This is a genomic window from Phaeobacter inhibens DSM 16374 (genome assembly GCF_000473105.1).
In the GTDB taxonomy this organism is placed as follows: Bacteria; Pseudomonadota; Alphaproteobacteria; order Rhodobacterales; family Rhodobacteraceae; genus Phaeobacter; species Phaeobacter inhibens.
Window position 1 is genome coordinate 1,992,951 of the sequence record NZ_KI421498.1, and the last position, 25,992, is coordinate 2,018,942.

A 25,992-nucleotide genomic window follows, 5' to 3' on the forward strand; every position below is an offset into this window, starting at 1 on the left:
TTGGGTGCAGCATGGCGCGGGGGTTGTGGCGCTGTCCAGCCGGGTGACGGGACGTCACGGGAGTATGACCGCAGCGAGACAAAAGAAAACGGGCCCCGAAGGGCCCGTTTCGTAAGCGGTTACTCTGCCGCCTCGGCGTAGTCTTCCATCGGCGGGCAGGTGCAGACCAGATGGCGGTCGCCATAGGCATTGTCGACGCGGTTCACCGGCGGCCAGTATTTGTCGACCCGGAAGGCCCCCGGAGGGAAGCAGCCCTGTTCGCGGGAATAGGGGCGATCCCAGTCTTTCACGAGGTCTTCCATCGTGTGGGGAGCGTTTTTCAGCGCGTTATTGTCCGCATCCATCTCGCCTGCCTCAACCGCGCGGATTTCCTCGCGGATCGATAGCATCGCCTCGCAGAACCGGTCCAGTTCGGCCTTGGTCTCGGACTCGGTGGGTTCTACCATCAGGGTGCCCGCGACGGGCCAGGACATGGTCGGTGCGTGAAAACCGCTGTCGATCAGGCGCTTGGCCACATCATCCACGGTGACATTGGCGCTGGCCTCAAACGGGCGGGTGTCCAGAATACACTCATGCGCGACGCGGCCCGTGGGGCCCTTGTAGAGCACGTCATAGGCGCCTTCGAGGCGCTTGGCGATGTAGTTGGCGTTGAGGATTGCCACCTTCGTCGCCTGCGTCAGGCCCGCACCGCCCATCATCAGGCAGTAGGCCCAGCTGATGGTCAGAATGGAGGCAGAGCCGAAGGGCGCGGCCGAGACCGGACCTTCCTGACCGCCGGTTTCCGGGTGGCCGGGCAGATGTGGTTGCAGATGCGCCTTCACGCCAATCGGGCCCATGCCGGGGCCGCCACCGCCGTGGGGAATGGCAAAGGTCTTGTGCAGGTTCAGGTGGCTGACGTCGCCGCCCAGATCGCCGGGACGGGACAGGCCCACCATGGCGTTCATATTGGCACCGTCGATATAGACCTGACCGCCGTGATCATGGGTGATCTTGCAGACCTCATGCACGGTTTCTTCGAACACGCCGTGGGTCGAGGGGTAGGTGATCATGCAGCCTGCAAGGTTTTCGGCGTGTTTCTCTGCCTTTTCGCGAAAATCCTCGAGGTCGATATCGCCGTTTTCTGCGGATTTCACCACGACAACCTTCCACCCCACCATCTGGGCAGAGGCCGGGTTGGTGCCATGGGCCGACATCGGGATCAGACAGATGTTGCGATGGCCCTGACCGTTGGCCCGGTGATAGGCCGCAATAGACAGAAGGCCTGCGTATTCGCCCTGCGCGCCAGAGTTGGGCTGCATGGAGATCGCATCATAGCCAGTGATCTGGCACAGTTTCGCGGAGAGATCGCTGACCATCTCGGCATAGCCCTGCATCTGGTCAGCAGGGGCAAAGGGGTGGATGTTGGCAAATTCCGGCCAGCTGAGCGGCATCATCTCTGCTGCGGCATTGAGCTTCATCGTGCAGGAGCCAAGCGGGATCATGGCCCGGTCCAGCGCCAGATCACGATCTGCGAGGCGGCGCATGTAGCGCATCATCTCGGTTTCGGCCCGGTTCATGTGGAAAATCGGATGGGTCAGATAGTCAGACGTGCGGTGCATATTTTCCGGCACGCGATACTCAGGCGTGAAATCATCGTCGCTGCGGCGAATACCAAAGGCGCGCCAGACCGCTTCTATGGTTTCCGAGCGGGTCACCTCATCCAGGGTGATGCCAATGCGGGTTTCACCAACCCGGCGCAGGTTCAGCCCCTCGTCCACGGCAGATTTCAACACCGCCTCCTGCAAGGGGCCGACGTCCACGGTGATCGTGTCGAAGAAGGATCTGGGATCCACCTTGAAGCCCGCTTCCTCCAGCCCCTTGGCCAGACGCACGGTCTTGCGGTGGATGCGCTGCGCAATGGCTTTCAGGCCTTTGGGGCCATGGAAGACCGCATACATAGACGCCATCACCGCCAGCAGCGCCTGTGCGGTACAGACGTTGGAGGTCGCCTTCTCGCGGCGGATGTGCTGTTCGCGGGTTTGCAGCGACAGGCGATAGGCGCGGTTGCCATGAGCATCAACCGACACCCCGACAATGCGGCCCGGGATCGCGCGTTTATAGGCATCCTTGGTCGCCATATAGGCCGCATGCGGGCCACCGGCGCCGACCGGCACGCCAAAGCGCTGGGTCGAGCCGACAGCTATGTCTGCACCCATCGCGCCCGGTTCCTTCAGCAGGGTCAACGACAGCGGATCTGCCGCGACAACGCCGATGGCCTTATGTGCGTGCAGCTGGGCGATGTGATCGGTGAAATCGCGCACATGGCCATAGGTGCCGGGGTATTGGAACAATGCGCCAAAGACCGCTGAGGCATCCAGCTTATCCGGGTTGCCGACAATCACCTCGATCCCCAGCGGCGCGGCGCGGGTCTGGATCACGGCGATGTTCTGCGGGTGACAGTCGCGGTCGACAAAAAACGCCTTGGCCTTCGATTTGGAGACCCTCTGCGCCACAGTCATCGCCTCGGCGCAGGCGGTGGCCTCATCCAGCAGAGAGGCATTGGCGATTTCCAGACCGGTCAGATCCGAAATCATGGTCTGGAAGTTCAACAGCGCCTCAAGACGGCCCTGCGAGATTTCGGGCTGGTAGGGCGTGTAGGCGGTGTACCAGGCCGGGTTTTCCAGAATGTTGCGCTGAATGGCGGGTGGGGTCACGGTGCCGTGGTAGCCCTGCCCGATCAGCGAGGTTTTCAGAACGTTCTTCCCTGCAACCTCACGCATGTGATGTAGCAGTTCCCGTTCCGACAGAGGGCGGCCAAACTCCAGCGCGGCGGCCTGACGGATGGTGGCAGGCACGGTGTCGTCAATCAGCGCGTCCAGATTCTTGGCGCCGACCACGGCAAGCATGTCGTCCATCTCTTCGGGAGACGGGCCGATGTGGCGGCGATTGGCAAAGTCGTACGGCAGGTAGTCCGTGGGTTCAAAAGACATATGTCGCCCTCTTCAGTAACAGGAGGTTAAGGCAGCAGGATGCTGCGGGCAGGCCCGATCTTGCGGCTGATGGCCACGATCTATGCGGGAACAGCGATCAAAAAACCCCGCCGCGCAAGAGGCGCAGGCGGGGCAGAAAGATCAGCCGATGAAGTCCTTGTATCCGGCTTCATCCATGTAATCGTCCATCGGGGACAGATCAGCAGGTTTGATCTTGAAGAACCAGGCGTCGCCCTGCGGATCCTCGTTGATCTTGCCGGGATTGTCGGCCAGTGCCTCGTTCACCTCGACGATCTCACCGTCCAGCGGCGCCAGAATATCGGAAGCGGCTTTGACGGACTCGATCACAACGATTTCGTCATCCTTGGAAACCTCGGTGCCGACCTCGGGCAGCTCCACAAACACGACATCACCCAGCTGCTCAGCTGCGTGGCTGGTGATGCCCACTGTGATCAAATCGTCGCCTTCCGGCAGCAGCCATTCGTGTTCTTCGGTAAATTTCATCAGTCTCTTCCTTTGGAGGTGGCGCTGGCGTCAGCGTCTGCAGCGGCCCGCCCGGTTGGACGGTCGCGGTTTGGTGGTAATTATCTGCGGCATCATGGGGATGATATCGGCGGCCTCTGCCCGGTCCCGACCGACAAGGTCGACGCAGGGCAGACGAACGGCGGGGACCCCACGCACATCGGCGAGGGGGATATCTGGTTGTCCCGAGGTCTCAGCAACCATGCCGATCCATCCCATGTGTTTCAGGGCCGGTCCGATCCGCTGTGGTGGCTTGGTCCCGGCATCAAATCGTGCGCGCAGGCAATACCTGCACGATGTGATGCCCCCTCTGTCCCTTTGCCTGAGATCGTTATCCCTTCGGCGCCCTGATGTGGTCAGGATCTCTCCAGAGTGTGTTGCGCCTGCGGTCCCTGTGGCCTGAGAGTTTCCGGGGCGGTTGCTCCTTCGGCACCAAAGTCGGCGATAAATTATCGCCGCGCTGGTTCTCCCGCATACGCCTGTATACGCTACCAATAATATCGTTTCTCTTCAAGTTGCAATGCCGTCATCAGGTGGCATTTCCGACAGCTGGCACCGCCAAATCCGACAGCCGCCAAGCACCGGAATAGTGTGGTGCATAACCGTCAGTAAAGATTGAAATATTCGGCCTGTTCCCACTCACTTACCGTATCCAGATAGCGGGCCCACTCGACCTCCTTCAGATGGGTGAGATAGTCGACCACATCTTCCCCAAGCGCGCTGCGAAACAGCTCCGATGAAGAGAAGGCCTGCAACGCCTGACCAAGCGAACGCGGCAGCTTCTCCGCGTCGTCAGAATAGGGAGAGGCGGTGGGGGCCGGCGCGCGCCGACCGGCCATCATCCCCTCGCTGCCCGCGATAATCTGGGCAGCCAGCGCAAAATATGGATTGGCGGTGCTGTCGGGCGCGCGATTCTCCACCCGGCTGGTGGGATCACCGGGCCGCATGAGACCCCGCAGCATCGCACCGCGGTTGTCTTCCCCCCATTGCACACGATTGGGGGCCAGTTGATAGGGCAGATAACGTTTGTAGCTGTTCACGGTTGGCGCCACCAGAAGTGAGGCGGCCTCCGCATGGGCAAGCAATCCCGCAATCCAGCCGCTGGCTTCGGCGGTCAGCTCGCCCGCAACCTCTGGCATGAAGAGGTTGCGTCCGCTCACGGTGTCGATCAGCGATTGATGGATATGCCAGCCGTTGGCCATGGCGTGGTCCTGCCGGGGCTTTGCCATGAAACTGGCATGCAGCCCGTTTGCGGCACAGACCTCCTTTGCCATGGTGCGAAACATCACCATAGCATCTGCCTGCGTCATGGGGTCAGCGGGATCAAAGGTGAACTCGAACTGGCTCGGCCCCATCTCGATCTCCACGGTGCGCACCGGCAAGCCAAGTGCCTGCGCATGACGCCGCAGGGCATCAAGAATACCCTCGGCCTCAGCGTAGCGGGTTTCGGTCAGATACTGATACCCTTGGATAAGGTTGCGTGTCTCAATCGGGGCCCCCGGCATGCCCTGCTGGGCGTGGCCCAACGCAGGGTCGACCCGCTCAAAAATCTGGAACTCGACCTCCAGCCCGACGACCGTCTGAAGGCCCTGCTCCGCCAGCGTTGCCACCGCACGCTCCAGCACATGGGCCGAGCCGAAGGGCACGGTTGCACCGTCATGAAAGGCCACATGACAGAAAATCCAGGCCGAATGCGGCGACCAGGGCAGCACGCGAAAGGTCTCCGGACGTGGCACCAGCAATACGTCACTGGCGCCCTGCATCGGCGTCACCACCTCCTCCGGGTTTTCGCTCCACACCGGGAAGACGGTGCGATGCGCGGTGTCTTTCAGCAGCAGCGTCGACGGCACCGCAATCCCCTGCTCGAACAGCGGCCGCAGACCTGCGGCAACCAAGGTCTTGCCCCGCAGAATGCCATGTTGATCGGCAAACAGCACCCGCACGGTTTCCACCCGCGCGGCCTCGCATTGCGCCAGCACCACCTCTGCGTCGTGACAGGCCTGGTCCGAAAGCAGCCCGTTGCGCGCCAGCGCGCCCCTGTTGAGCGATGTTGTCATCTTATGATCCGGCCTTCTTCCTGTCCGCGCCTTCGAAATCTTCACCGCCAACAGTGACGTTGCGTCCGATGAGCCCATAGCACAACCTCTGCCACAATTCTGTTATGCAAATGGATAATTTAAGCTTGAACTAAAAAACTAGTTCAGGTCCAGTCTCTTATCAGGAGCCAAGTGGAAAAACCGCAAATTTAGCAAAGATTTCCGCACGTAGCCAAAGAACAAAACCAACATACTACCCAAGGTGGCGAAAACAGGGACACTAATAACCGCGCCGATCATGCAACAGGTCCAGTGGACGTCGCGCTAGCTGCGCACAGGCCTGAAACGTTCCAGTTTGATTGCATGTTTCGGCGAACGGAGGGGCGCTGCCGCGTATTTGTGGAAGAGACAATGAGTGAACAAGACCGAAATATTTCCTCCAGCTTTGCCAAGGGGCTGGCTGTTCTGGCTGCATTCGATGCTGCAACGCCAACGCTGACGCTGGCTGATATTGCCCGGCGCACGGGCCAGGACCGCGCCACCGCGCGGCGCGGGGCGCTGACGCTTGTGCAGGCGGGTTATCTGCGCCAGCAAGGCCGTGTCCTGTCGCTGACGCCACAGGTGCTTGCGCTGTCGGGCGGTTTTCTTCAGGCCAATCAGTTCGGCCGCAAGGTGCAGCCGGTGCTCAACCGTCATGCGCGCAGTCTGGGTGCGGAAATCACCCTTGCAACGCTGGATCAGGGGCGCGTACTGCTGCTCGCACAGTCCACTGTCGAACATGCGCCTGTCACTTATGGATTTACGGCCGGCGCACATATCCCGCTGGTTCACACCAGTTTGGGCCGGATGCTGATGGGGTGCCTGCCGGAAGAAGACGCCGCTGAAACGCTGGCGACTGCGGATATACCCCGCCATACCGAACAATCGCTAACCCAGCCGGATCAGATCCTTGAGCGAGTCGCAACGGCGCGACAGCAGGGGTATGCAGTCACCGACAGCGAGTTTGAAACCGGCATTATCGGCTATGCGGTGCCAGTGTCGCGCCCGGAGCAACGGCCGATTGTTGTTGGCAGCTCATCTCCGCGTGGGGTGAACCCGGCGCGGGATACAGAACAGTCCCTGCGGGCCCTGCAACTTTGCGCCGCCGAACTGCGCCAGAGCCAGGCGTTGGCGGACCTCTAACCAGAGATGCGGCGAATGGGGGCAGATGCGCGCGCGGCCCTGTTTCACGATTCGCCTCTGCTGCCGCCAGTCGCGCGCCTGTCGTCCGATATTCAAAATTTCGCGAAGGATGTTATCCGCAGCGCCCCCCTTGGAGCGCCCCGCGCAAGCCCGCATAAATGCGGTGTGCATCACGAAAGGACCGCCGATGACCGCGCCGCGCTATTACACCCCTCAGGGAGGCCACCCCGGTCAGGAGCAGCTGCTGACCGACCGCGCCATGTTCACCGATGCCTATGCGGTCATCCCCAAGGGAACGATGCGCGATATCACCACATCCTATCTGCCGGGTTGGCAGGGCATGCGCATGTGGGTCATCGCCCGCCCTTTGAGCGGCTTTGCCGAGACTTTCTCGCAATATATCGTCGAGCTGCAGCCCGGTGGCGGGTCCGACGCCCCCGAACATGACATCGCCGCACAATCCGTGCTTTTCGTGACAGAGGGCGAGATTGGTCTGACCCTAGACGGGGCACAGCATACCCTGACGCCGGGCGGTTATGCCTATATTCCGGCAGGCGCGGGCTGGACCCTGCACAACAGCAGCGGCAGCGCGGCAGGGTTTCACTGGATCCGCAAACGCTGGGAGGCGGCGCCGGGTGTCGAGAGGCCCGCGCCGCTGATCACCAACGAGCGCGACCTTGCTCCGACAGTGATGCCGGACACCGAAGGCCGCTGGGCCACCACCCGCTTTGTTGATCCGGCGGACATGTCCCATGATATGCATGTCACCATCGTGACCTTTGAACCCGGTGGCGTCATTCCGTTTCCGGAGACCCATGTGATGGAACACGGGCTCTTTGTACTGGAGGGCAAGGCCGTCTATCGCCTTAACCAGGATTGGGTTGAGGTGGAGGCAGGTGACTTCATGTGGTTGCGCGCCTTCTGCCCGCAAGCCTGCTACGCTGGTGGGCCGGGGCGCTTCCGCTATCTACTTTACAAAGACGTCAACCGGCATATGCCGCTGAGCCCACCGCGCTAACCAAGGGCACGCACAACCATTGCCAGAACGCGCAGCACCGTTAAGGTGTCAGGAGAACCTGAACCCTTGAACGCGGGCCGGTCCCGGCCCGCCCAGATGGAGCCTGCGCCCATGTCGATCTTATCTGCCGCGTTCACAGTCTTGGCTCTGGGGCTATCGGCCCTGCTGGCGGGTCTCGGTAGCCATCACAGACAACCAGCATCTCTTGTCGCTTCTGCCCGGCCAAGGCCCGGCCCCCCGCGCAGACGATCAGCGCGGCGCGTGGTTGGTCTCGCCCTCGTGGCCGCCCTCGGCCCCGCCATGCTGACCCTGCCCACCGCAGCCGGTGCCGGATCAGACCCGACGGCGCAGGTGAGCGTGGTTCAGGTTCTGGGTCGCAGCTGGCATGTCGCCCCGATGGCTGAAATGCAAAGCGAGAGCGGTCGTCTCAGCTCCGGGCGCTACATGGCGCAGCGCCAGAATGCAGAGCTTGATCCGCTGCGCCCACCTGCGGTTCTGACCGCCAAACAGGCCGTCCGTGCGTTTTACGCGGCAACCGGTTGCCGCGCACGGATCGACACCATGGTCCGCTCGATCAACGGGACATATTTCGCAGATCTGGTCTGTCGTTAGGCCCCGGTCAGACAGGCAGCGGCCCATTGAAACACGACGCGGGAAAATGTGACCGAAACGGAGGGCCGATTGCCGCTGTTGCGGATTGAGCCGGATGCCGCGCCCTGTCATAGCTTGGCCATGAAACTTGCCATCAATGGATTCGGCCGCATCGGCCGCGCTATTCTGCGCCAGATCCTGACGACGCCGCGCGGCGTCGGGATTGAGCTGGTTTGCATCAATGATATCGCGCCCTTGGACATGTGCGCCTATCTGTTTCAATACGACAGCACCTTTGGCCCCTATCCCGATGCGGTAGTAGTCGACGGTGACAGCCTGCGCATTGCCGACCGTGTGATCCGCTTTCACCAGAGCGCTGATCTCAGCAAACTGGACCTGTCGGGTGTTGATGTGGTGCTGGAATGCACCGGCATCGCGCGAACCTCGGATGTGGCCGGGCGCGGCCTGTCTGCCGGGGCGCGCAAGGTGCTGATCTCAGGCCCCTCCCCGGCGGCTGAACGTACGGTTGTTCTGGGCGCAAACGAGGCGGATCTGGGGGATGGCAGGATCATCTCCAACGCCTCTTGCACCACCAATGGGCTGGCGCCGCTGGTCAAACTGCTGGACGCAGAGCTCGGCATCACCAGCGCCCATATGACCACGATCCATTGCTATACGAATTCACAACCGATGGTCGATGCACCGCGGGGGGATTTTGCCCGCTCGCGAGGTGGCGCGCTGTCGATGGTCCCGACCACGACCTCCGCGACCCATCTGATCGACGAGGTGCTGCCGCATCTGGCGGGCCGGATCAGCGGCGCTGCTGTACGGGTCCCCACTGCCAGCGTATCCGCCGTGGATCTGGTGGTACAGACAGAGCGCCCGATGCAGGGCGATCAGGTTCAGAAGGCCCTGCGCGCCGCCGTTGAGGCCGCCCCGGTGCTGGGCTGGACCGATCAACCGCTGGTCTCGTCTGATCTGCGGGCGCGCCCGGAATCTCTGGTTATTGCCGGACCGGAAACCCGGGTGACGGGCCCCCATCAGCTGCGGATGTTTGGCTGGTACGACAATGAATGGGGGTTCTCCGCGCGGATGCTGGATATGGCCCGGCTGATGGCTGGGGACGCATAACAAGCAAAGCCCTACCAGACCGGTTTGGTATCTTCTCCACAAAGAATGAGGGCCGCGCAAATCTGCTGCGGCCCCTTTTATTGTTCTGGCCTAGGCCAGCCAGCGCTATTCCCCCGGTAGGCTGCCCCGACCCTGTCCTGACAGACCTCCGGAAACCTCTTCCGTGGACTCGCTGGCAAGCTCCTGCGGCAGCACCAGGTTCAGGACAATGGCGATCAGCGCTGCCGGCAGCAGGCCCGAGGTCATCAGGATCCGTAACGTGTCCGGCAGATGCTGCACCGCGCCCGGCTCCAGCTGCAGCCCAAGCCCGATGGAGAGCGAGATCGCAAAGATCACCATATTGCGGCGGTTCCAGTCCACATCCGACAGCATCGAAATCCCGGCAGCCACAACCATGCCGAACATGACAATAACGCCGCCGCCCAGCACCTCAATCGGAATGGTGCGAATGATCGCGCCAACCTTGGGCACCAGCCCGCAGAGGATCAGGAACAGCGCGCCGATGGTGACCACATGGCGGCTCATGACGCCGGTCATGGCGATCAGACCAACGTTCTGACTGAAGGAGGTATTGGGCAAGCCGCCAAATACACCCGCCACAGCCGAGCCGAAACCATCAGCATAGGTCGCACCTGCGATCTCACGATCCGTGGCTTCGCGGCCTGCACCCCCGCGAGCAATCCCGCTGACATCGCCGACGGTTTCCACTGCGGACACCAGCCCCATCAGGCAAAAGCCGACAATCGCGGCAAACGAAAACTCGATCCCGTATTTGAACGGCACAGGCAGCGCAAAGGCGCTGGCCCGCGACCAACTGTTGCCGATCGCCTCAGCCGTGACCATGCCCATCATCATCGCATAGAGATATCCCACGATCAGCCCCAGCAGCACCGCCGAGATCGACAGCATCCCGCGGGCAAAGAACTTCAGCCCCAGGGTGACGATGACCACCACCAGCGCCGCTGACCAGTTGAGCAGCGAGCCATATTCGGGTGTGCCAATCGCAGGCACCCCGCCGGCCGCGTATTGAATGCCGACCTTGACCAGCGCCAGACCGATCATGGTGACCACCAACCCGGTGACCAACGGTGGCAGGGCAAAGCGGATGCGCCCGATCACCAGCCCCAATGCGGCATGAAACAACCCGCCGATCAGCACACCGCCGAACAGCGCCGCCAGCGCATCAACGCCCTTGCCCGCGACCAGCGGGATCATGATCGGCAAGAAGGCAAAGCTGGTGCCCTGTACAATCGGCAGCGCTGCGCCAACCGGCCCGATGGTCAGCGTCTGCAGCAGCGTTGCCGCGCCCGCAAACAGCATCGACATCTGGATCAGATAAAGCAACTCGGGAAAATCCGGGGAGTTGGAGCCAAAGCCAAATCCCGCCGCTCCGGCCACGATGATAGCAGGGGTGACGTTTGATACGAACATCGCCAGCACGTGCTGGATGCCCAGAGGCACCGCCTTTGCCAGCGGTGGGGTGTAGTTGGGATCGCGCAGCTGGGCTGGCGTTCCGATTGAGCCGTCGGCCATGAATCTGTCCCTCTCTGTTGATATGCGGTCTGTTGGTCTTGGTCGGTGTTGTGATGACACTCTCATTTGGCGGAGTGCCTGTTGCTAAAGAAAAAGGCGAAGGCCCGGTGGGGCACTGCGCCTTTGTTTGTGAGGTTACGGTCGGATCACCTGATAGGGGGTGTCGAACCAGTGCTCTTCCAGATTGGCGCCCTCTCCGATCCGATCCACCACGGCAAACAGGCCCGGCGCCGTCAGGGGCGTCAGCACCCCGTGCCAGGTGCCCCGGTGGAAGTTGATCGCCTGTCCGGGTTGCGTTTCAAAGGCAAGCGGCTCCCCTGGTGCGCCGCCTGCATCCGGGGCGACGATCACCAGAAATCCAGTCTCGCTCATCGGGATGAAGGCCTGGCTGCCCTCCGGGTGACGTTCCACCATCGACAGAGGCATCGGCAGCGCCCGCGGTTCGGCGTTGAAGAGGCTAAGCCCCGCGCGACCGGTGGTGAACGCCAGCTGCGCGCGGTCATGGTACCGCCCACACAATCCCTGATTGATGATCTTGTCCGGTGCCCCGGTGCAGTCGATCAGATCCCCAAAGGGGGCAAACCCCTCAGCGCTGATGGGCCGGATTTCAACGGTTTTCATCGCGGGTCCCCGCATATTGGGCACCCCAAGGACGATGGGCAAGTCATGGCAGCAGATCCTTCAGCCGGAATTCCGCGATCCGCTCCACCTGTCGGCAGGCTTCGGCAAATTCGCGGGTCCGATCATGGCCGATACGCCGCTCAAAGGCGGCCAAAATCGACGCCTTATCGTGGTCGCGTACTGCAATAATGAAGGGAAAGCCGTGTTTTTCCACATATGCCGTGTTCAGCTGCGTAAACCGTGTGCGTTCCGCGTCAGTCAGCGCATCCAGTCCGGCCGAGGCCTGCTCATTCGTGCTCTCTGCCGTGAGACGTTTGGCGGCGGCCAGTTTGCCCGCCAGATCAGGGTGCGCGGTCAGCACACCCAACCGCTCCTCCTCGCTGGCGGAGCGGAACATCCGACACAGCGCATTATGCAGCCCCGCCGCGCGGTCATGGGCCGGTCCCAGTTCCAGATCATGCGCCCGTTCGGCAATCCAAGGGGAGTGTTCAAAGATCCCGCCATACGCCTCAACAAACCGCGCGCGGCTCATCTGACGGGGCAGCTCGCGGCGCTGATGCGGATGGGTTTTGGCCCAATGGTCAGCGATATCGATACGGCGCGGACACCACACGCCGTCAAAGCCCTGAATATAATCGATAAACCGCTTCAACCCGGCCGCTTTGCCCGGGCGCCCGATCAGGCGACAGTGCAGCCCGACCGACATCATCTTTGGCGCGCCCGCTTCGCCCTCGGCGTAGAGCAGGTCAAAGGCGTCCTTCAGATACTGATAGAACTGTTCGCCAGTGATGTAGCCGGGCGCGGTGGCAAAGCGCATGTCGTTGGCTTCCAGCGTATAGGGAATGATCAGCTGATCGCGTTCGCCAACCTCAAGCCAATAGGGCAGATCATCGTCATAGGTGTCCGAGATATAGTCAAAGCCCCCCTCCTCAGCCACCAGACGGACGGTGTTCTCACTGCAGCGCCCCGTGTACCAGCCGCGCGGGCGCGTGCCGACAACCTCCGTATGCAGGCGGATCGCCTCGGCAATAGCGGCGCGCTCCTCCTCTTCGGGCATGTCCTTGTGTTCGACCCATTTCAGCCCGTGGGAAGCGATTTCCCAATCGGCGGCCTTCATCGCGGCGACCTGTTCGGGCGACCGCGCCAGCGCGCTGGCAACGCCGTAGATGGTAAGCGGGATATTGGCGGCGGTGAACATACGGTGCAGCCGCCAAAAGCCGGCCCGCGCGCCATAATCGTAGATCGACTCCATGTTCCAGTGTCGTTGTCCCGGCCAGGAAGCTGCGCCTGCGATGTCGGAAAGGAAAGCCTCAGAGCCAGCATCGCCATGCAGGACGTTGTTCTCGCCGCCCTCTTCATAGTTCAACACGAACTGCACCGCGACCTTCGCCGCGCCCGGCCAGGCTGCATCGGGCGGCGTTGCGCCATATCCGATCATGTTGCGGGGATATCTGTTCATTGCCGGGGGCCTCTTTGCAAACGACTGTCAGTCATTAATATGGCAGAAGATCATCGCGATTTTTCAAATATTCCCGAATACACTATCTGATCTCACAGGTTTGCAGCCCCCGGCCCCATCGGGCAGAGGTAGCGCGACAGCAGGAGGATACAGAATGACCACAAGGACTGAACCCGGTTATCTCACCACACATGTGCTGGACACCGCACGGGGCTGCCCGGCGGCGGGGCTGCCGATCCGGCTCTATCGGCTGGACGGGCGCGGACGGACGGAGCTGGCCAGCATGCTGACCAACGCTGACGGGCGCACCGACAGTCCGATCCTGCCAAAGAAGGACTTTGTGACCGGCAATTATGAGTTGGTGTTTGAGGCCGGCGAGTACCTGCGGGCCAGCGGGCAGGCCTCCGGTGAAGTGCTGTTTCTGGATGACGTTCCCATTCGTTTTGGCATCACCGATGACAGCGCGCATTACCACGTGCCTCTGCTGTTGTCGCCGTTTGGATATTCCACCTACCGCGGCAGCTGAACGCCGCCGCGCCCTGGCGCGGCCATGCCCAACGGCCTCGGCCCTCCGGCAGGAGGGCTGCGGCGGGCGGGAGTGGCTGTTGTCCTAAACGGTTGGCGTCTTAGTCTGATCAGTCCCGGAACCGTCGTCGATGTTGCGATCCGAGGGGGCCTCATCGGATCGCAGGGCAGAGACCAACCGGGCGGTCATATACTCCATGAACAGGCGCGTTTTAGGGTCCTGATGGCGGCGATGCGTATAAAGACAGGCCAGTTGCACCGGCACCGGCGGTGTCGCCTCCGCAACCGGAACCAATCGCCCGGCGGCCAGATGTTCGGCCACTTCAAACAGGGGTTTCAGCACCACGCCCTCCCCTGCCAGCGCCCAATCGGTCAGCACATCGCCATCATCGCATTCATAGCGACCGCTCACCGCAAAACGGCGCGGTCCTTCGCTGGTCTGCAGTAGCCACTGAAACTCGCTCGCGCCCGGATAGCGCAGGTTCAGACAGTCGTGATCCTCCCGCAACAATGCGGCGCCGTCCTCTGGCATCCCCCGTCGGGCCACATAATCGGGTGCTGCACACAGCACGCGCTGGCAATCGGCAATTTTGCGGATCCGCAAGTTGCTATCCTCGGGCTGGCCAAGGAAAAACGCCAGATCCAGCCCCTCGCTGGTCAGATCCACGGCCCGATCAGACAGGCGCAGGCGCAGGTTGATTTCGGGATATGTCGCCAGAAACTCCGGCGTCTGTGGCGCCAGCAGCCGTCGCCCAAGCCCCAGAGGCGCCGCCACAAACAGGGTGCCACGTGGCGTATCGGTCAGATGCATCACCTTGGCCTCGGCCACATCGACCGCGTCCAGCACCGCAACAGCCCCGTCATAGAAGGCGCGTCCCTGCTCGGTTGCGGTCAGATTGCGGGTGGTGCGCTGAAACAGACGCACGCCGAGGTATTCCTCCAGCTGCGATATCCGCGCTGAGGTCACAGCAGGCGACACCCGGAGGTCACGGCCAGCCGCCGACATCGACCCCAGTTCATAGACCCGGACAAAGGTGCGGATATTGTCGAGATAAGACATGACAGAGGCCTGCGATTGTTCCAGAATTTTTGATACAGTTTGGCAGTATATGGGAATACCGAAGAAACCCCGGTTTGCCTAGTGTGGCTGGGCCGCATTGTCCCTGGTGTCTTTGGCATTCATCCAATCGTCGGCGATGATTTTTACCCTGCCCAGGCTGATATTGGCCATGAGAGGCGACAAAGGACCGGATTTGAATGTTTGAGCTGTTGATGATGTGGGATTGGCTGGGCTTTGCCATCCGTTGGCTGCATGTGATCACCGCCATCGCCTGGATCGGCTCCTCCTTTTATTTCATCGCGCTGGATCTGGGGCTGCGCAAGGCACCGGACCTGCCGGTTGGCGCCCATGGCGAGGAATGGCAGGTCCATGGCGGCGGCTTCTATCATATACGCAAGTATCTGGTGGCCCCGGCCGAGATGCCCGATCACCTGACCTGGTTCAAATGGGAGAGCTATATGACATGGCTCTCGGGGTTTGCCTTGTTGATGGTGGTCTATTGGGTCGGGGGAGAGCTGTATCTGATTGATCAGTCCAAGGCAGATCTGGCGCTGTGGCAGGGGATCCTGATTTCAGCCGCGACGCTATCAGTTGGCTGGCTGGTCTATGACCGGCTGTGCAAATCAGGCCTTGCCGAGCGTCCGACCCTGCTGATGGTGCTGTTGTTCGTGATGCTGGTGGCGATGGGCTGGGGTCTCAATCAGGTGTTTACAGGTCGCGCCATGATGCTGCATCTCGGTGCCTTTACCGCCACGATCATGACAGCCAATGTGTTTTTCATCATCATGCCGAACCAGCGCATCGTGGTGAAGGATCTGCAGGAAGGCCGCGCGCCTGACGCCAAATATGGCAAGATCGCCAAGCTGCGCTCGACCCATAACAACTATCTGACGCTGCCGGTGGTGTTTCTGATGCTGTCGAACCACTACCCGCTGGCCTTTGCCAGTGAATACAACTGGCTGATCGCCGCGCTTGTGTTTTTGATGGGGGTCACCATCCGGCATTACTTCAACACGCGCCATGCCCGCGCCGGGAATCCCACCTGGACCTGGCTGGCTACGGCGCTGCTGTTTCTGGGTGTGATCATCCTCTCCTCGCTGGGGCTTGAGCATGAGGGCGGCGATGCGCGGGAAGAAGCGGCGCTGAGCGGTACCGCGCTGGCGATGGCCAACACCGAAGGCTTTGAGCAGGTCCATGAGATCGTCATGGGGCGGTGCAGCATGTGCCACGCGCGCGAGCCGTTCTGGGATGGCATCCGCACCGCACCCAAGGGTGTGCTGCTGGAAACCGAAGCAGATGTGGCCCGTCGTGCGGGTGAGATCTACCTGCAGGCCGGTGTGACCCATGCGATGCCACCGGCGAATATCACCTATATGGAACCAGAGGATCGCGCTGCGATCCGGGCCTGGTTCCGCGCTGCGCAGATGTAAACCGCCCCCTGCGACGCCTGACATCCGGGCCATTGGTTCTGCGTCCAGAGCCACAGGCTGGAACGCACGGACTGCTTTCGGAGAGTTGAACGGAAAATACCCGGGAACTCTTCATGCTCCATTGACGTTACACTTCGGGTTTGCCCTATGCTAGGTGTGATCCCGGTCCCCATGTTTGCCAGCGGCACCAGATATCCGCCGGAGGCTCAAGGCCGATTTTGTCTGTTCGGAGCCTTTATGTTCTACTGCCGCGCCCTCCTCCGCTCCGTTTTCGATATGCCCCGCCGCAGCCGTTTGGGCCAATTTGGTCGCTGCATCATTTGTGCTGCGAGCCTGAGCTTCGGCAGCGCTGCGGCGCTGTCGGCGGCAGAAGCCCGGCTGGTTGCGCCCGGATCGGACGGTGATCTGAGTGACCTGTTGCAGGATGCCTCTGCCACGCTGGCCACCAGTGCCCGGGGGGAGACCGGTGTCCAGCCCTTGATGGCGGCAGCGTTGTCGGATTACCGGACGCTGGTTCAGGTGCTTTATGATCAGGGGTATTTCTCGCCTGTGGTGCAGATCCGCGTGGATGGGCGCGAGGCGGCACGGATCCAGCCACTGAATCTGCCGCGCGAGATAAAATCCATTGAGATAACAGTGAAAGCAGGGCAGAAATTTACCTTCGGCACCGCCGAGATCACCCCCCTGCCGCAGAAACGCACTGTCGATATTCCCGAAGATTTTGCCACCGGGCGCACCGCAACCACCGCGGTGCTACGCGACGCGGCGAATGCAGGGGTCGAGAACTGGCGCTATGCCGGCCACCCGCAGGCCGAGGTCGGCGGCCAGTCGATCACCGCCAACCACGTTGCCGCACGGCTTGACGCCCGTCTGCGTCTGGCGCCCGGCCCGCAGCTGCGCTTTGGCCGGTTTCAACTGGCCAACCCCTCCGCCGTGCGGGCCGAGGCGATCCAGCGGATCGCGGGCTTCCCGACCGGTGAGGTGTTTCACCCCGATCTACTGTCCAGATCCGCCACCCGGCTGCGCCGCACGGGCGCGTTTTCCGCTGTCACCATTCGGCCCGCCGAACGCGCCAATCCTGACGGCACCCTGGACTATGTTGCCCGGATCGAAGATCAACCGCCCCGGCGCTTCACCTTCGGGGCTGAGCTGAGTTCCTCCGACGGCCTGGAGGTGAGCGGCTCCTGGATGCACCGCAACCTCTTTGGCGGGGCGGAGCGGCTCAGGTTTGAGGCCCGGCTTTCGGGAATTGGCAGCGCCAATGACCTCGACGGGCGTGTCGCTGTGCGTCTGGATCGGCCTGCGGCCTTTGGCCCTGATGACAGCCAGTTCTACCTGCTTGAGGCAGAGAAGCTGGATGAGGAACATTACTCTGCCACCCGTGGATTGGGTGCCGTGGGTGTCCGGCGGGTCTACTCGGATAGACTCTTCGCCGAGGCCGCCCTGGGGTTCGAAAGCGTCCTGGCTGAAGATGTCTTTGGCAAGCGGCGGTTCAAGTATCTGGTCGGGCAGCTGCGGGCGGAATATGACGGGCGCGACAGCAGCCTGAGCGCCACCAGCGGCTATTACCTTGATGCCCGCGCTGTCCCTTTCATCGGGATTGACGGCAGCAAGTCCGGGGTGCAGCTGAAATTTGACGGCCGCGCCTACAAAGGTTTTGGCAGTGACGACCGTATCGTGCTGGCGGGACGGCTGCAGATGGGATCGGTGATCGGCCCGTCGCTGTCCGAAGTATCCCCCACCCTGCTTTTCTACTCCGGTGGTGCGGGCTCTGTGCGTGGTCACGAGTTCCAGTCACTGGGCGTGCCTGCGGGTGGCGGCACCTCAGGCGGGCGCGGATATCTGGCGCTGTCGGGCGAAGTGCGAGGCCGTATCGGTGAAAAGTTCACCCTTGTCGGGTTCTATGACGTCGGACTGGTGGACGCGGATAGTTTTGTCTCCTCGGACTCGGCCCGCCATGCCGGGGCCGGCGTTGGTCTGCGTTATGACGTGGCCGGAATCGGTGCCATTCGTCTGGACCTTGCCTATCCGGTGGACGGTGGCAGCGACGATGGTTTGCAATTCTATATCGGCATAGGACAGGCATTTTGAAACATCTCCTCGCAGCCCTTCGCCCTGCCGCCTTGCTGTCGCCACTGCTGATCGCAACCACGCTGACCCTCGCCCCGACGCAAACCTTGGCGCAGGAGCGTGAAGAGTCCGGTGGCCTGTTGGTCGATTTTCTGGAAGACACACTCTCCGGTGAAAGCCGCGCCATCCGCGTTACCGGACTGGAAGGGGCGCTGTCCTCGCAGGCCACGCTCGAAAAGCTGACGGTGGCCGATAGCGAGGGCATCTGGCTGACCATTGAGGGCGCTGAGCTGGACTGGAACCGGCTGGGCCTGCTGCGCGGCGATTTTTCCGTTAATACACTGAAGGCGGATCGCATCCACGTTGCGCGCGCCCCGGCGGCACCGCTGGAAGACCCCGATCTGCCAACCCCCGAAGCAGCGCCGTTCCAGTTGCCTGAGCTGCCAGTGTCGATCAATATCGGCGAAATCAAGGTGGGGCGCCTCACTCTTGGGCAGGATCTGATCGGGGTGGCGGCTGTGCTGAGACTCGATGGATCCTTGAGCCTGGCCGAAGGCACGCTCGACAGCGCCTTGCAGATCGCCCGCCTTGACCGTGACAGCGACCGGCTCGATCTCAAGGCCGGGTTTGCCAATGATACCGGCAATATCACCATTGATATGGTCCTGGAGGAGGACGATGGCGGGTTGGTCTCCACCGCATTGGCCCTGCCCGGTGGCCCCGACATCCGTCTTGCCCTGCAAGGCAGCGGCCCGGTTGAGGATTTCAGCGCCGATTTGACGCTGGACACGGATGGGGCACGCCGCATCGGCGGCACTGTGGTGCTTGCCGCAGCAGGCGATGCCCCTGCGGACCCGACCCTAGGCCGCCGCCCGATCGGATTTCGTGCCGATCTGACTGGAGATATCACGGCACTGGTTGATCCGGTCTATCAACCCTTTTTCGGTCCAGATATGCGCGCCCGGCTGCGCGGCCAGACCCGCGCCATGGGCGGCGTCATGATCGACGATCTGGCCCTCACCACGCAGGCGCTGGACATCTCGGGCTTTGTAGAGGTTGCTGCCGGTGGGGCGTTGGAAAGTGCCGGTTTGCGCACCGATGTGACCCCACCGCCCGGACAAGAGGCCGTCGTGCTGCCGGTGGCTGGCGGCTCCACAACCGTCACCGACCTGTCCCTACGCGCGCAAAAACCGGCGGGCCGCGATTGGACCGTGGCCGCACAAATGGAACGGCTCAACAATCCGGACCTGCGTATTGCCCGCGCTGAACTGGAGATGACCGGCACCCTTGATCAAAGTCAGGGCCTGTCGCTGGATGGGCAAATCGCGGCGGCGCTGACCGGACTGGTGCCAACAGATCCCGCGCTGGCAGAGGCTCTTGGCGCGGCGCTTACCTTTGACGGGCGGGTGACCACGGATGGCCCCGGTGCGCTGCGGATCACAGATATGCTGCTCTTGGGTACAGACTATGGCGCCACCGGTGCGGTGACCATCGACGGGCTGGAAAGCGGGTTGCGCATTGCGGCCGATATCGAAGCAAACGCCCAGAACCTCGCGCGGTTCTCAGGTCTTGCCGGGCAATCGCTGAACGGACGGATGACTGCCACCGCTGCTGGCTCTGCGACCCCGCTGTCAGGGGCGTTTGACATTGAGCTGTCGGTGTTGGGTCAGGATCTCTCTGCCGGGCTGAAGCCAGTTGACGATCTGATTGGCGGCACCACTACCATCGCGCTGAAAGCCGCGCGCGATGAGGCCGGGCTGCGCATTGATCGGTTCGAGCTGGACGCAAAGGCGCTGACCGCCCAGGCAAATGGGCAATTGGGCAGTACCTCTGGCCAGCTTTCCCTGAACGCAACGCTGAAACAGCTGGAAAAAATCCTGCCACAAGCGCCCGGCCCCTTGGAGTTCAGCGCCGATATTACCCGTGAAAACCAAATTTTCTCCGGCAGTGCAGAGCTGCGAGGGCCCAAATCCTCCCGTGCGGAGCTGACCGGTCAGATGACCACCAATGGCGATGGCGATCTCCAGTTCGATGCGGCAATCAATGCGCTGGAACGCTTTGTGCCCACCCTTGCAGGCTCCCTGAGCGCCAAGGGTACCGCCAGCCGCCGCGCCGGGGTCTGGACCTTTGATGGCGCAGCTGAAGGGCCGGCGGGATTGTCTGCGGATCTTGATGGCACGGTCTCAGAGAACAAGGGGGACGCCGATATCACCTTTGACGCGCTGGTGGCCGAAGTGCAGCGGTTTGTACCCGGATTGCCGGGACGGTTGACCGCCGAGGGCACCGCACGTCGCCGCGACGGTATCTGGCAGATCAATAGCCGCGCCATTGGCCCGGCAGGTGTCACCAGCACCGTTGCAGGCAGCTGGGATGAGGTGCAAGGCCGCGCTGATATCGATGCCAAAGGGCAGTTACGGCTGGAGGGTCTGAACCCGTTCATCTCACCCAATCTGATCCGTGGCCCGGCGCAATTCGATCTGTCGCTGAAGGGAGAGCCATCGCTGGCAAATCTGAGCGGTCAGATCCGCACCAGCGGTACCTCGCTGGCCATTCCAGCAGCGGCGCAACGGATCGATGCCATCAACGCAACAGTCTCTATTGCGCGGTCCAGAGCCAATATCCAGCTGACAGCTGCGCCCCGCGATGGTGGCCAGCTGCGCGTCACCGGACCAGTCGGATTGACCGCGCCCTTTGATGCGCAGTTGCAGATCGCCCTCGCCAATATCGGGCTGAGCGACCAACTCTCCTATGAAACTGAGCTGTCCGGTGCGCTGACGCTCTCTGGTGGCCTGATCGGCACCAACCGCCTGTCCGGGCGGATCGATGTGGGTGAGACCAATATCAACCTGGCCACCGCTGGTGGTTCCGTGACCGCAGCGCCGATCCCCGATATTCGACATCAGGGCGAACCTGCCGAGGTGCGCCGCACCCGTGCCCGGGCCGGGCTGATCGACAGTGGCAATGGCGGCGGCGACGGATCCGGTCGGACCTTGCTGGATGTACTGATCAGCGCCCCCAATCGCATCAATGCCCGCGGGCGCGGTGTCCGCGCCGAGCTGGGTGGCCAGATCCAGCTGCGCGGCAGCACCGCCAATCTGGCCCCCGCGGGCCAGATCAGTCTGATCCGGGGCACCTTCGACATTCTGGGACGGCGGTTGGCGCTTGATGAGGGGCGGATCACCCTTCAGGGGGATTTGAGGCCTTATCTGCTGCTGCGCTCCTCGGCTGCGACTTCTGAAGGCACTGCAACGCTGGAACTCTCAGGCCTGATCGACAGCCCTTCCATCAAAGTGACCTCCGACCCAGAACGGCCCAGTGAAGAGGCGTTGGCGCTGTTGCTGTTCGGGGATAATATTCAGGATCTGTCACCCTTGGCCCTGGCCCGGCTGGCCGGATCCGTCGCCACCCTCAGCGGGCGCGGTGGCAGCAACCGCGCTGAGGGCAAGCTGCGGGACGAAACCGGGGCCAGCAATGTGGAACTCGGGCTCGACAACCTTGGCGCAGGGCTTCTGGATATCGGCGGCTATGTCTCGGAGAACGTCTATACCGATTTCAATGTCAACACCCGCGGCGACAGCGAGTTGAGCATCAATCTGGATGTCAGCAAAAGCCTGACCGTCACAGGCAAGGTTGATGGCGAGGGCGAAACCGGCGTTGGTCTCTTCTTCAAGCGCGATTACTGACGTGCCCTCGTCCACCCTCCTGGATCAGCTCTTGCGACCGGCTCTTTCAAGCGCGAAACGCGCCGCACCGCTGACACCGGCTGCATCATCGGTGATCAGCCAGAGCGGCGTGGTTTCACAGCGGCTCTGTACCCCGGTGGCGGGTTGCAGGAAACTGTTGAGGAACACCTCACAGGCGGCGGTGCCAAGAATGCCACGTGCCACGCTGCCAGCAAAGAAAATCCCCTGCCCCGGCATATAGGTCGGCACCAGCTCGCGGGCAAAATCACCCAGGAGCCGCGCCCAGCTGGTTACGGTTTTGGCCGCAGGGCTGTCGCCATCGGCGAGGTAATCCGCCACGATCTGCGCGCCACCTTCGGCCGCGATACCGTGCAGCGCCTGATGATACCGCACCAGCCCCCGCCCCGAAAACAGGTCTTCATTGGTGGCGAACTCACCTGCCCGGTCGCCAAGCAGATCCGTCAGACCACGTGTAACAGGGGCCGAAAGGCTGGTGTGGCCCATCTCCGCCTCTGCGGTGTGACCATCCACTGACAGCGACACATTAAAACCGGTGCCAATGCCCGCCACCAGCGCCTGCGTTCCCCGCTGATGCCCTGCACGCAGCGACGACAGCTGGCCCGGGATCAGCGCGGGCAGCGAATGTCCAAGCGCGGCCAGATCGTTGATCACATCAACCCGTGCGCCCGCACCAAGCTGCAACTGCTGAGCGAGATCTGCAGCACTGCCCTGCCAGTTGCGATTGGTCAGCTGATACTCATTGCCATAAACAGGCCCCGCAACGGCGATGCAGGCACCAGCCAGCGGCGGCAGGTCAGGCTGCGCACAATAGGCAAGCAAGACGTTTTCCAGACTAGAAAAGCTATCGTTGGCAAAGCTTTGCAGGGCAGTGACCCCGATTTCAGGCCCGGCGAGGGCCAGCCGGGTATTGCTACCGCCCACGTCGCCAACCAGCACTGTCATATCCGAGCCCATATGCTCTGCCTTTCTGAATGTTCGATTTTCGCGAGACACTGCCGTATTCAGAGCCGAAATGCAATTCTGTGACCGCCTTAATTTTAGCGCTAACATTACCAGCGACGCCACGCAATATGCTTGCCACAGATGGTTGTTTTGAACAGTTTGGGTCTGTCAGACAGGAGTTCCGATGACCGGCACAACAGATACCCTCCGCACCGCAGCCCTGGTCCGGACCAGCGGCATGCCTGGCCGGGTGCTGTCGCGTCTCTCGGGGTGGCTCGACAGCAAGATCGGCCTGCCGTTTGACCGGTTGCGATTTCGCGTTTCGCTCCGGCATCTGTCGGGACCTCGGAAAATTGACCTGCCGCGCGAGGCTGTTACCGTGGTCGCGCTGGTCCGTGATGGCGCGTATTACCTTGATGTGTTCCTGGCCCACTACCGCGCGCTTGGGGTGTCGCATTTCGTCTTCTGCGACACCGGATCAACCGACGGCACGCTGGCACAGCTGGCACAGGAACCGGATGTTACGGTGCTGCAATCCCGCCTGCCCTGGGGGCGGTTCGAGAATATCTTTCGCGGATATGCGGCGCGGACATTCTCTGCGGATCGCTGGTGTCTTTTTGCCGATATGGACGAAATTCTTGAATTCGAGGGGCAAGCACAGCTGGGCCTGAACGGGCTGGTACGCTACCTCAACCGGCATGGCTATAGCGCGATGATGGCCCAGATGCTGGAGATGTTCCCGCAGGCCCCGTTGCGGTCGGTGGCGCAGCAATCCTACCCTGAAGTGCAGCAAAGTTTTTGCCATTATGATATCAGCGCCGTCCGGGCCCTGCCCTATCATGATCCGGCAACCGGGCTGGGTTTTTTCCTATCCCGAAACCAGATCCCCGATGCGCCGCCGCCCAAGATGCAGTTTGGCGGCATTCGTGGTGCTGTCTTCGGGGAGCGCTGCTGCCTGAGCAAACACCCGCTGGTTTTTGTTGATGCGGACACCGATCCGGCGGTGCATCCGCATGTGTCGACCGGCGTCCGGGTTGCGGACACGATGGCGGTACTGAAACACTATAAATTTGCCAATGATCCGATGGCGCGGGATCAGGCCTCACTGGAGGCGGCTTCCATCCCCCATGGTGAGGATGCACTGCGGGTTGCGGGCTTTGCCAAAAGACCCGATCTGACATTGTGGTCGCAAACTGCGCAGAAATACAATGGTCCCGAAACCGGACCTGAAGCGCTGCGCGAGGCCGGGTTTCTGCAGGTCTCAGCGCGCTATCTGACGGAGATTTTAGACTAGTGCCTGATCTATCCTCTCCTCCCCCCCCGGTTCCCACACCCCCAATCGTCGACGCGGTGGTGATTGGCCGCAACGAGGGAGCCCGGCTGGTCGCGTGCCTGCAGAGCCTGCAAGGGCAGGTCCGCCGGGTGATCTATGTCGACAGCGGATCAACTGACGGATCGGTTGCCGCCGCCGAGGCGATGGGGATTGAGGTCATTAGCCTCGACATGAGCCAGCGGTTTACAGCGGCCCGTGCCCGAAACGCAGGTCTGGCCCATCTTGATGGCGACTGTGACTACGTGCAGCTGGTTGACGGCGACTGCGAAGTGGTGCCCGGTTGGATCGCCACCGCAACCGCACGGCTGGAGGCTGACCCGCAACTGGCAGTCGTATGCGGACGGCGGCGGGAACGCGCCCCTGACGCCTCGATCTACAATCAACTTTGCGACGACGAATGGAACACGCCCATCGGCCCGTCCAAAGCCTGCGGAGGCGATGCGCTGATGCGGCTGCGCGCCCTGCAGGAGGTGGGCGGCTATCGCAACGATCTGATTGCTGGTGAAGAGCCTGAGCTGTGCCTGCGGCTGGCACGGGTCGGTTGGGGTATCTGGCGGCTGGATGCGGAGATGACGCTGCACGACGCGCAGATGCACCGATTTTCGCAATGGTGGCAACGCAGTCGTCGTGCCGGTTTTGCTTTCGCCGAAGGCGCAGCGCTGCATGGCGCAGGTCCCGAACATCATTGGGTTGCGGAAACCCGGCGCGCATTGCTTTGGGGGGCCGGTATCCCGTTACTGACTCTGATACTCCTGCCATTTTCAGGCTGGGCGCTGGTCCTGCTGCTGATGTATCCCGCGCAGGTTCTGCGGCTGACGCATCGGATGGGCCGCACCCGCGCTCTCTATTCCGTGCTGGGCAAATTTGCCGAGGCGCAGGGTGCGTTGGAATATCATTGGCTGCGGCTGCGCGGACGCAATCGCGGGCTACTGGAATACAAGTAGTGGCTGAGCGTCCACCCGATCAGGGATGGCGCAGCCGCAACGCGTGCAGCAGCTGGCCCGGAAGGATGGCGATGCAGCGCAAATAGCGCGGTCCCAGACGACGCGGGCTGCTCAGCGCGCGCCACAACCATTCCAGTGCCAGTCCGCGCACCCAGGCGGGCGCGCGTTTTTGGTGCCCACCAAGGAAGTCCAATCCTGCCCCAACCGAGGCAAAACCGACCTCCGGCGCCAAGGCGCGGCCACGAGCGGCCATGATTTCCTGTTTCGGCGCGCCAAGGGCCAGAAAACACAAGCCAATTTGCTGACGCGCCAACTCGGACAGGATTTTCTCTGCCTCCTGGCTGTTGGGGTCAAACACACCGGAAGGTGCGTGGCACCAGGCCACCTCAAGCCCCGGCACCTCAGCCTGCAAGGCGCGGGAGGCATCCTGAAGTGCAACGTCGGTGCTGCCCACCAAGGCGATGGGCACCCCGGCGCGCGCGGCCCAACGACAAAGCGGCAGCACCATATCCGAGCCCGGCATCAACGCCACGGGCCGCTGTGCAAGCTGCGACAACCAGACGATCGGGCGGCCATCCGCGACCACGAAATCCTGCGCGGCATAGGCCTTCAGAAACGCGGGCGAACTGCGCATTTTCACCAGATGGTCAAGGTTGACCGTCGCCAATGCAAAGCCGCGGCGGGTCTGGAAATGCCCCATCACCGCCTGCTCCAGTCGTGCTGGATCGGCAATATTCACATCAATCCGCGTGCCCTTTATGTCAAAATACACCCGCTTCCCCCCAATGCGCCAGAACCAGCCTTCTCCTCGATCACATGGCCCCGCCTCCGTTTCAAGAGTTTACCTCAGAATACGAATGCGGGCGACAGCGCAGGCATCTGGGGCTAAACTTATGTTCATAGGGGCAAATAGGAGCCTGAG

At 62.1% G+C, this 25,992-nt stretch carries 19 protein-coding genes and 2 riboswitches; of the genes, 10 read left to right on the forward strand and 9 right to left on the reverse strand.

Going from position 1 to position 25,992, the window contains the following annotated elements; all coding sequences use genetic code 11:
- Positions 1-119: 119 nt before the first annotated feature.
- The 3 genes from gcvP to INHI_RS0113375 all read right to left on the reverse strand — a co-directional run bounded on the left by gcvP (position 120) and on the right by INHI_RS0113375 (position 5,548).
- Positions 120-2,969 (reverse strand): aminomethyl-transferring glycine dehydrogenase, encoded by a 2,850-nt coding sequence (gene gcvP, locus INHI_RS0113360; protein ID WP_027247962.1) that lies wholly within the window; start codon positions 2,967-2,969, stop codon positions 120-122.
- 141 nt (positions 2,970-3,110) lie between these two features.
- A complete protein-coding gene (gcvH, locus tag INHI_RS0113365) occupies positions 3,111-3,473 on the reverse strand; it encodes a glycine cleavage system protein GcvH (protein WP_014873653.1) in 363 nt (120 codons plus the stop codon).
- Positions 3,474-3,797: 324 nt separating this feature from the next.
- Positions 3,798-3,866, reverse strand: a riboswitch (glycine riboswitch).
- 1 nt (position 3,867) lies between these two features.
- Positions 3,868-3,973: riboswitch (glycine riboswitch) on the reverse strand.
- A 123-nt stretch (positions 3,974-4,096) separates the two neighbouring features.
- Positions 4,097-5,548, reverse strand: a complete 1,452-nt coding sequence (locus tag INHI_RS0113375; protein ID WP_027247964.1) for a glutamine synthetase family protein — start codon at positions 5,546-5,548, stop codon at positions 4,097-4,099.
- Positions 5,549-5,890: 342 nt separating this feature from the next.
- Between INHI_RS0113375 and INHI_RS0113380 the strand changes: the two genes are divergently transcribed.
- From INHI_RS0113380 to INHI_RS0113400, 4 genes are all read left to right on the forward strand, one after another.
- Positions 5,891-6,709 carry an IclR family transcriptional regulator domain-containing protein gene (locus INHI_RS0113380; RefSeq protein ID WP_027247965.1) on the forward strand — a complete coding sequence of 273 codons (819 nt, stop codon included), beginning with the start codon at positions 5,891-5,893 and terminating at the stop codon, positions 6,707-6,709.
- Between the two features lie 187 nt (positions 6,710-6,896).
- Positions 6,897-7,727, forward strand: a complete 831-nt coding sequence (locus INHI_RS0113385; RefSeq protein ID WP_027247966.1) for a bifunctional allantoicase/(S)-ureidoglycine aminohydrolase — start codon at positions 6,897-6,899, stop codon at positions 7,725-7,727.
- Between the two features lie 261 nt (positions 7,728-7,988).
- On the forward strand, positions 7,989-8,339 hold the full coding sequence (locus INHI_RS0113395; RefSeq protein ID WP_244915641.1) for a hypothetical protein: 351 nt from the start codon (positions 7,989-7,991) through the stop codon (positions 8,337-8,339).
- Positions 8,340-8,387: 48 nt separating this feature from the next.
- Entirely contained in the window at positions 8,388-9,449 is a 1,062-nt protein-coding gene (locus tag INHI_RS0113400) for a type I glyceraldehyde-3-phosphate dehydrogenase (RefSeq protein ID WP_036767082.1), read from the forward strand.
- A 105-nt stretch (positions 9,450-9,554) separates the two neighbouring features.
- Here the strand turns inward: INHI_RS0113400 and INHI_RS0113405 are convergent, their stop codons facing one another.
- The 3 genes from INHI_RS0113405 to puuE form a co-directional block, all read right to left on the reverse strand.
- The gene (locus tag INHI_RS0113405) at positions 9,555-10,982 is read right to left on the reverse strand and encodes a uracil-xanthine permease family protein (protein WP_027247968.1); all 1,428 of its coding nucleotides are present in this window, start codon (positions 10,980-10,982) and stop codon (positions 9,555-9,557) included.
- Between the two features lie 135 nt (positions 10,983-11,117).
- Positions 11,118-11,603, reverse strand: a complete 486-nt coding sequence (locus INHI_RS0113410) for an ureidoglycolate lyase (protein ID WP_027247969.1) — start codon at positions 11,601-11,603, stop codon at positions 11,118-11,120.
- Between the two features lie 43 nt (positions 11,604-11,646).
- Entirely contained in the window at positions 11,647-13,062 is a 1,416-nt protein-coding gene (gene puuE, locus INHI_RS0113415; protein ID WP_027247970.1) for an allantoinase PuuE, read from the reverse strand.
- A gap of 154 nt (positions 13,063-13,216) precedes the next feature.
- Here puuE and uraH point away from each other — a divergent pair, with 154 nt between their 5' ends.
- Complete coding sequence (gene uraH / locus INHI_RS0113420; RefSeq protein WP_014879198.1) at positions 13,217-13,588, forward strand: hydroxyisourate hydrolase; 372 nt, start codon at positions 13,217-13,219, stop codon at positions 13,586-13,588.
- A gap of 84 nt (positions 13,589-13,672) precedes the next feature.
- On the opposite strand, the gene INHI_RS0113425 is transcribed toward uraH, so the two are convergent.
- Positions 13,673-14,647, reverse strand: a complete 975-nt coding sequence (locus INHI_RS0113425) for a LysR family transcriptional regulator (RefSeq protein WP_014879197.1) — start codon at positions 14,645-14,647, stop codon at positions 13,673-13,675.
- A gap of 197 nt (positions 14,648-14,844) precedes the next feature.
- On the opposite strand from INHI_RS0113425, the gene INHI_RS0113435 reads away from it, so the two are divergent.
- The 3 genes from INHI_RS0113435 to INHI_RS0113445 all read left to right on the forward strand — a co-directional run bounded on the left by INHI_RS0113435 (position 14,845) and on the right by INHI_RS0113445 (position 21,830).
- Positions 14,845-16,077 (forward strand): urate hydroxylase PuuD, encoded by a 1,233-nt coding sequence (locus tag INHI_RS0113435; RefSeq protein WP_027247971.1) that lies wholly within the window; start codon positions 14,845-14,847, stop codon positions 16,075-16,077.
- 147 nt (positions 16,078-16,224) lie between these two features.
- On the forward strand, positions 16,225-18,168 hold the full coding sequence (locus INHI_RS0113440) for an autotransporter assembly complex protein TamA (protein ID WP_027247972.1): 1,944 nt from the start codon (positions 16,225-16,227) through the stop codon (positions 18,166-18,168).
- Positions 18,165-21,830, forward strand: a complete 3,666-nt coding sequence (locus INHI_RS0113445) for a translocation/assembly module TamB domain-containing protein (RefSeq protein ID WP_027247973.1) — start codon at positions 18,165-18,167, stop codon at positions 21,828-21,830. The genes INHI_RS0113440 and INHI_RS0113445 overlap by 4 nt, the downstream gene beginning before the upstream one ends.
- A 24-nt stretch (positions 21,831-21,854) precedes the next feature.
- On the opposite strand, the gene INHI_RS0113450 is transcribed toward INHI_RS0113445, so the two are convergent.
- The gene (locus INHI_RS0113450; protein WP_254656883.1) at positions 21,855-22,793 is read right to left on the reverse strand and encodes a glucokinase; all 939 of its coding nucleotides are present in this window, start codon (positions 22,791-22,793) and stop codon (positions 21,855-21,857) included.
- Positions 22,794-22,977: 184 nt separating this feature from the next.
- On the opposite strand from INHI_RS0113450, the gene INHI_RS0113455 reads away from it, so the two are divergent.
- Complete coding sequence (locus tag INHI_RS0113455) at positions 22,978-24,087, forward strand: glycosyltransferase family 2 protein (RefSeq protein ID WP_027247975.1); 1,110 nt, start codon at positions 22,978-22,980, stop codon at positions 24,085-24,087.
- Positions 24,087-25,070: a glycosyltransferase family 2 protein gene (locus INHI_RS0113460; protein ID WP_027247976.1), complete on the forward strand. Its 984-nt coding sequence runs from the start codon at positions 24,087-24,089 to the stop codon at positions 25,068-25,070. Before INHI_RS0113455 ends, INHI_RS0113460 begins: the two co-directional genes overlap by 1 nt.
- 19 nt (positions 25,071-25,089) lie before the next feature.
- Here INHI_RS0113460 and INHI_RS0113465 read toward each other — a convergent pair whose 3' ends face one another.
- Positions 25,090-25,842: a WecB/TagA/CpsF family glycosyltransferase gene (locus tag INHI_RS0113465; protein ID WP_027247977.1), complete on the reverse strand. Its 753-nt coding sequence runs from the start codon at positions 25,840-25,842 to the stop codon at positions 25,090-25,092.
- Positions 25,843-25,992: the final 150 nt, after the last annotated feature.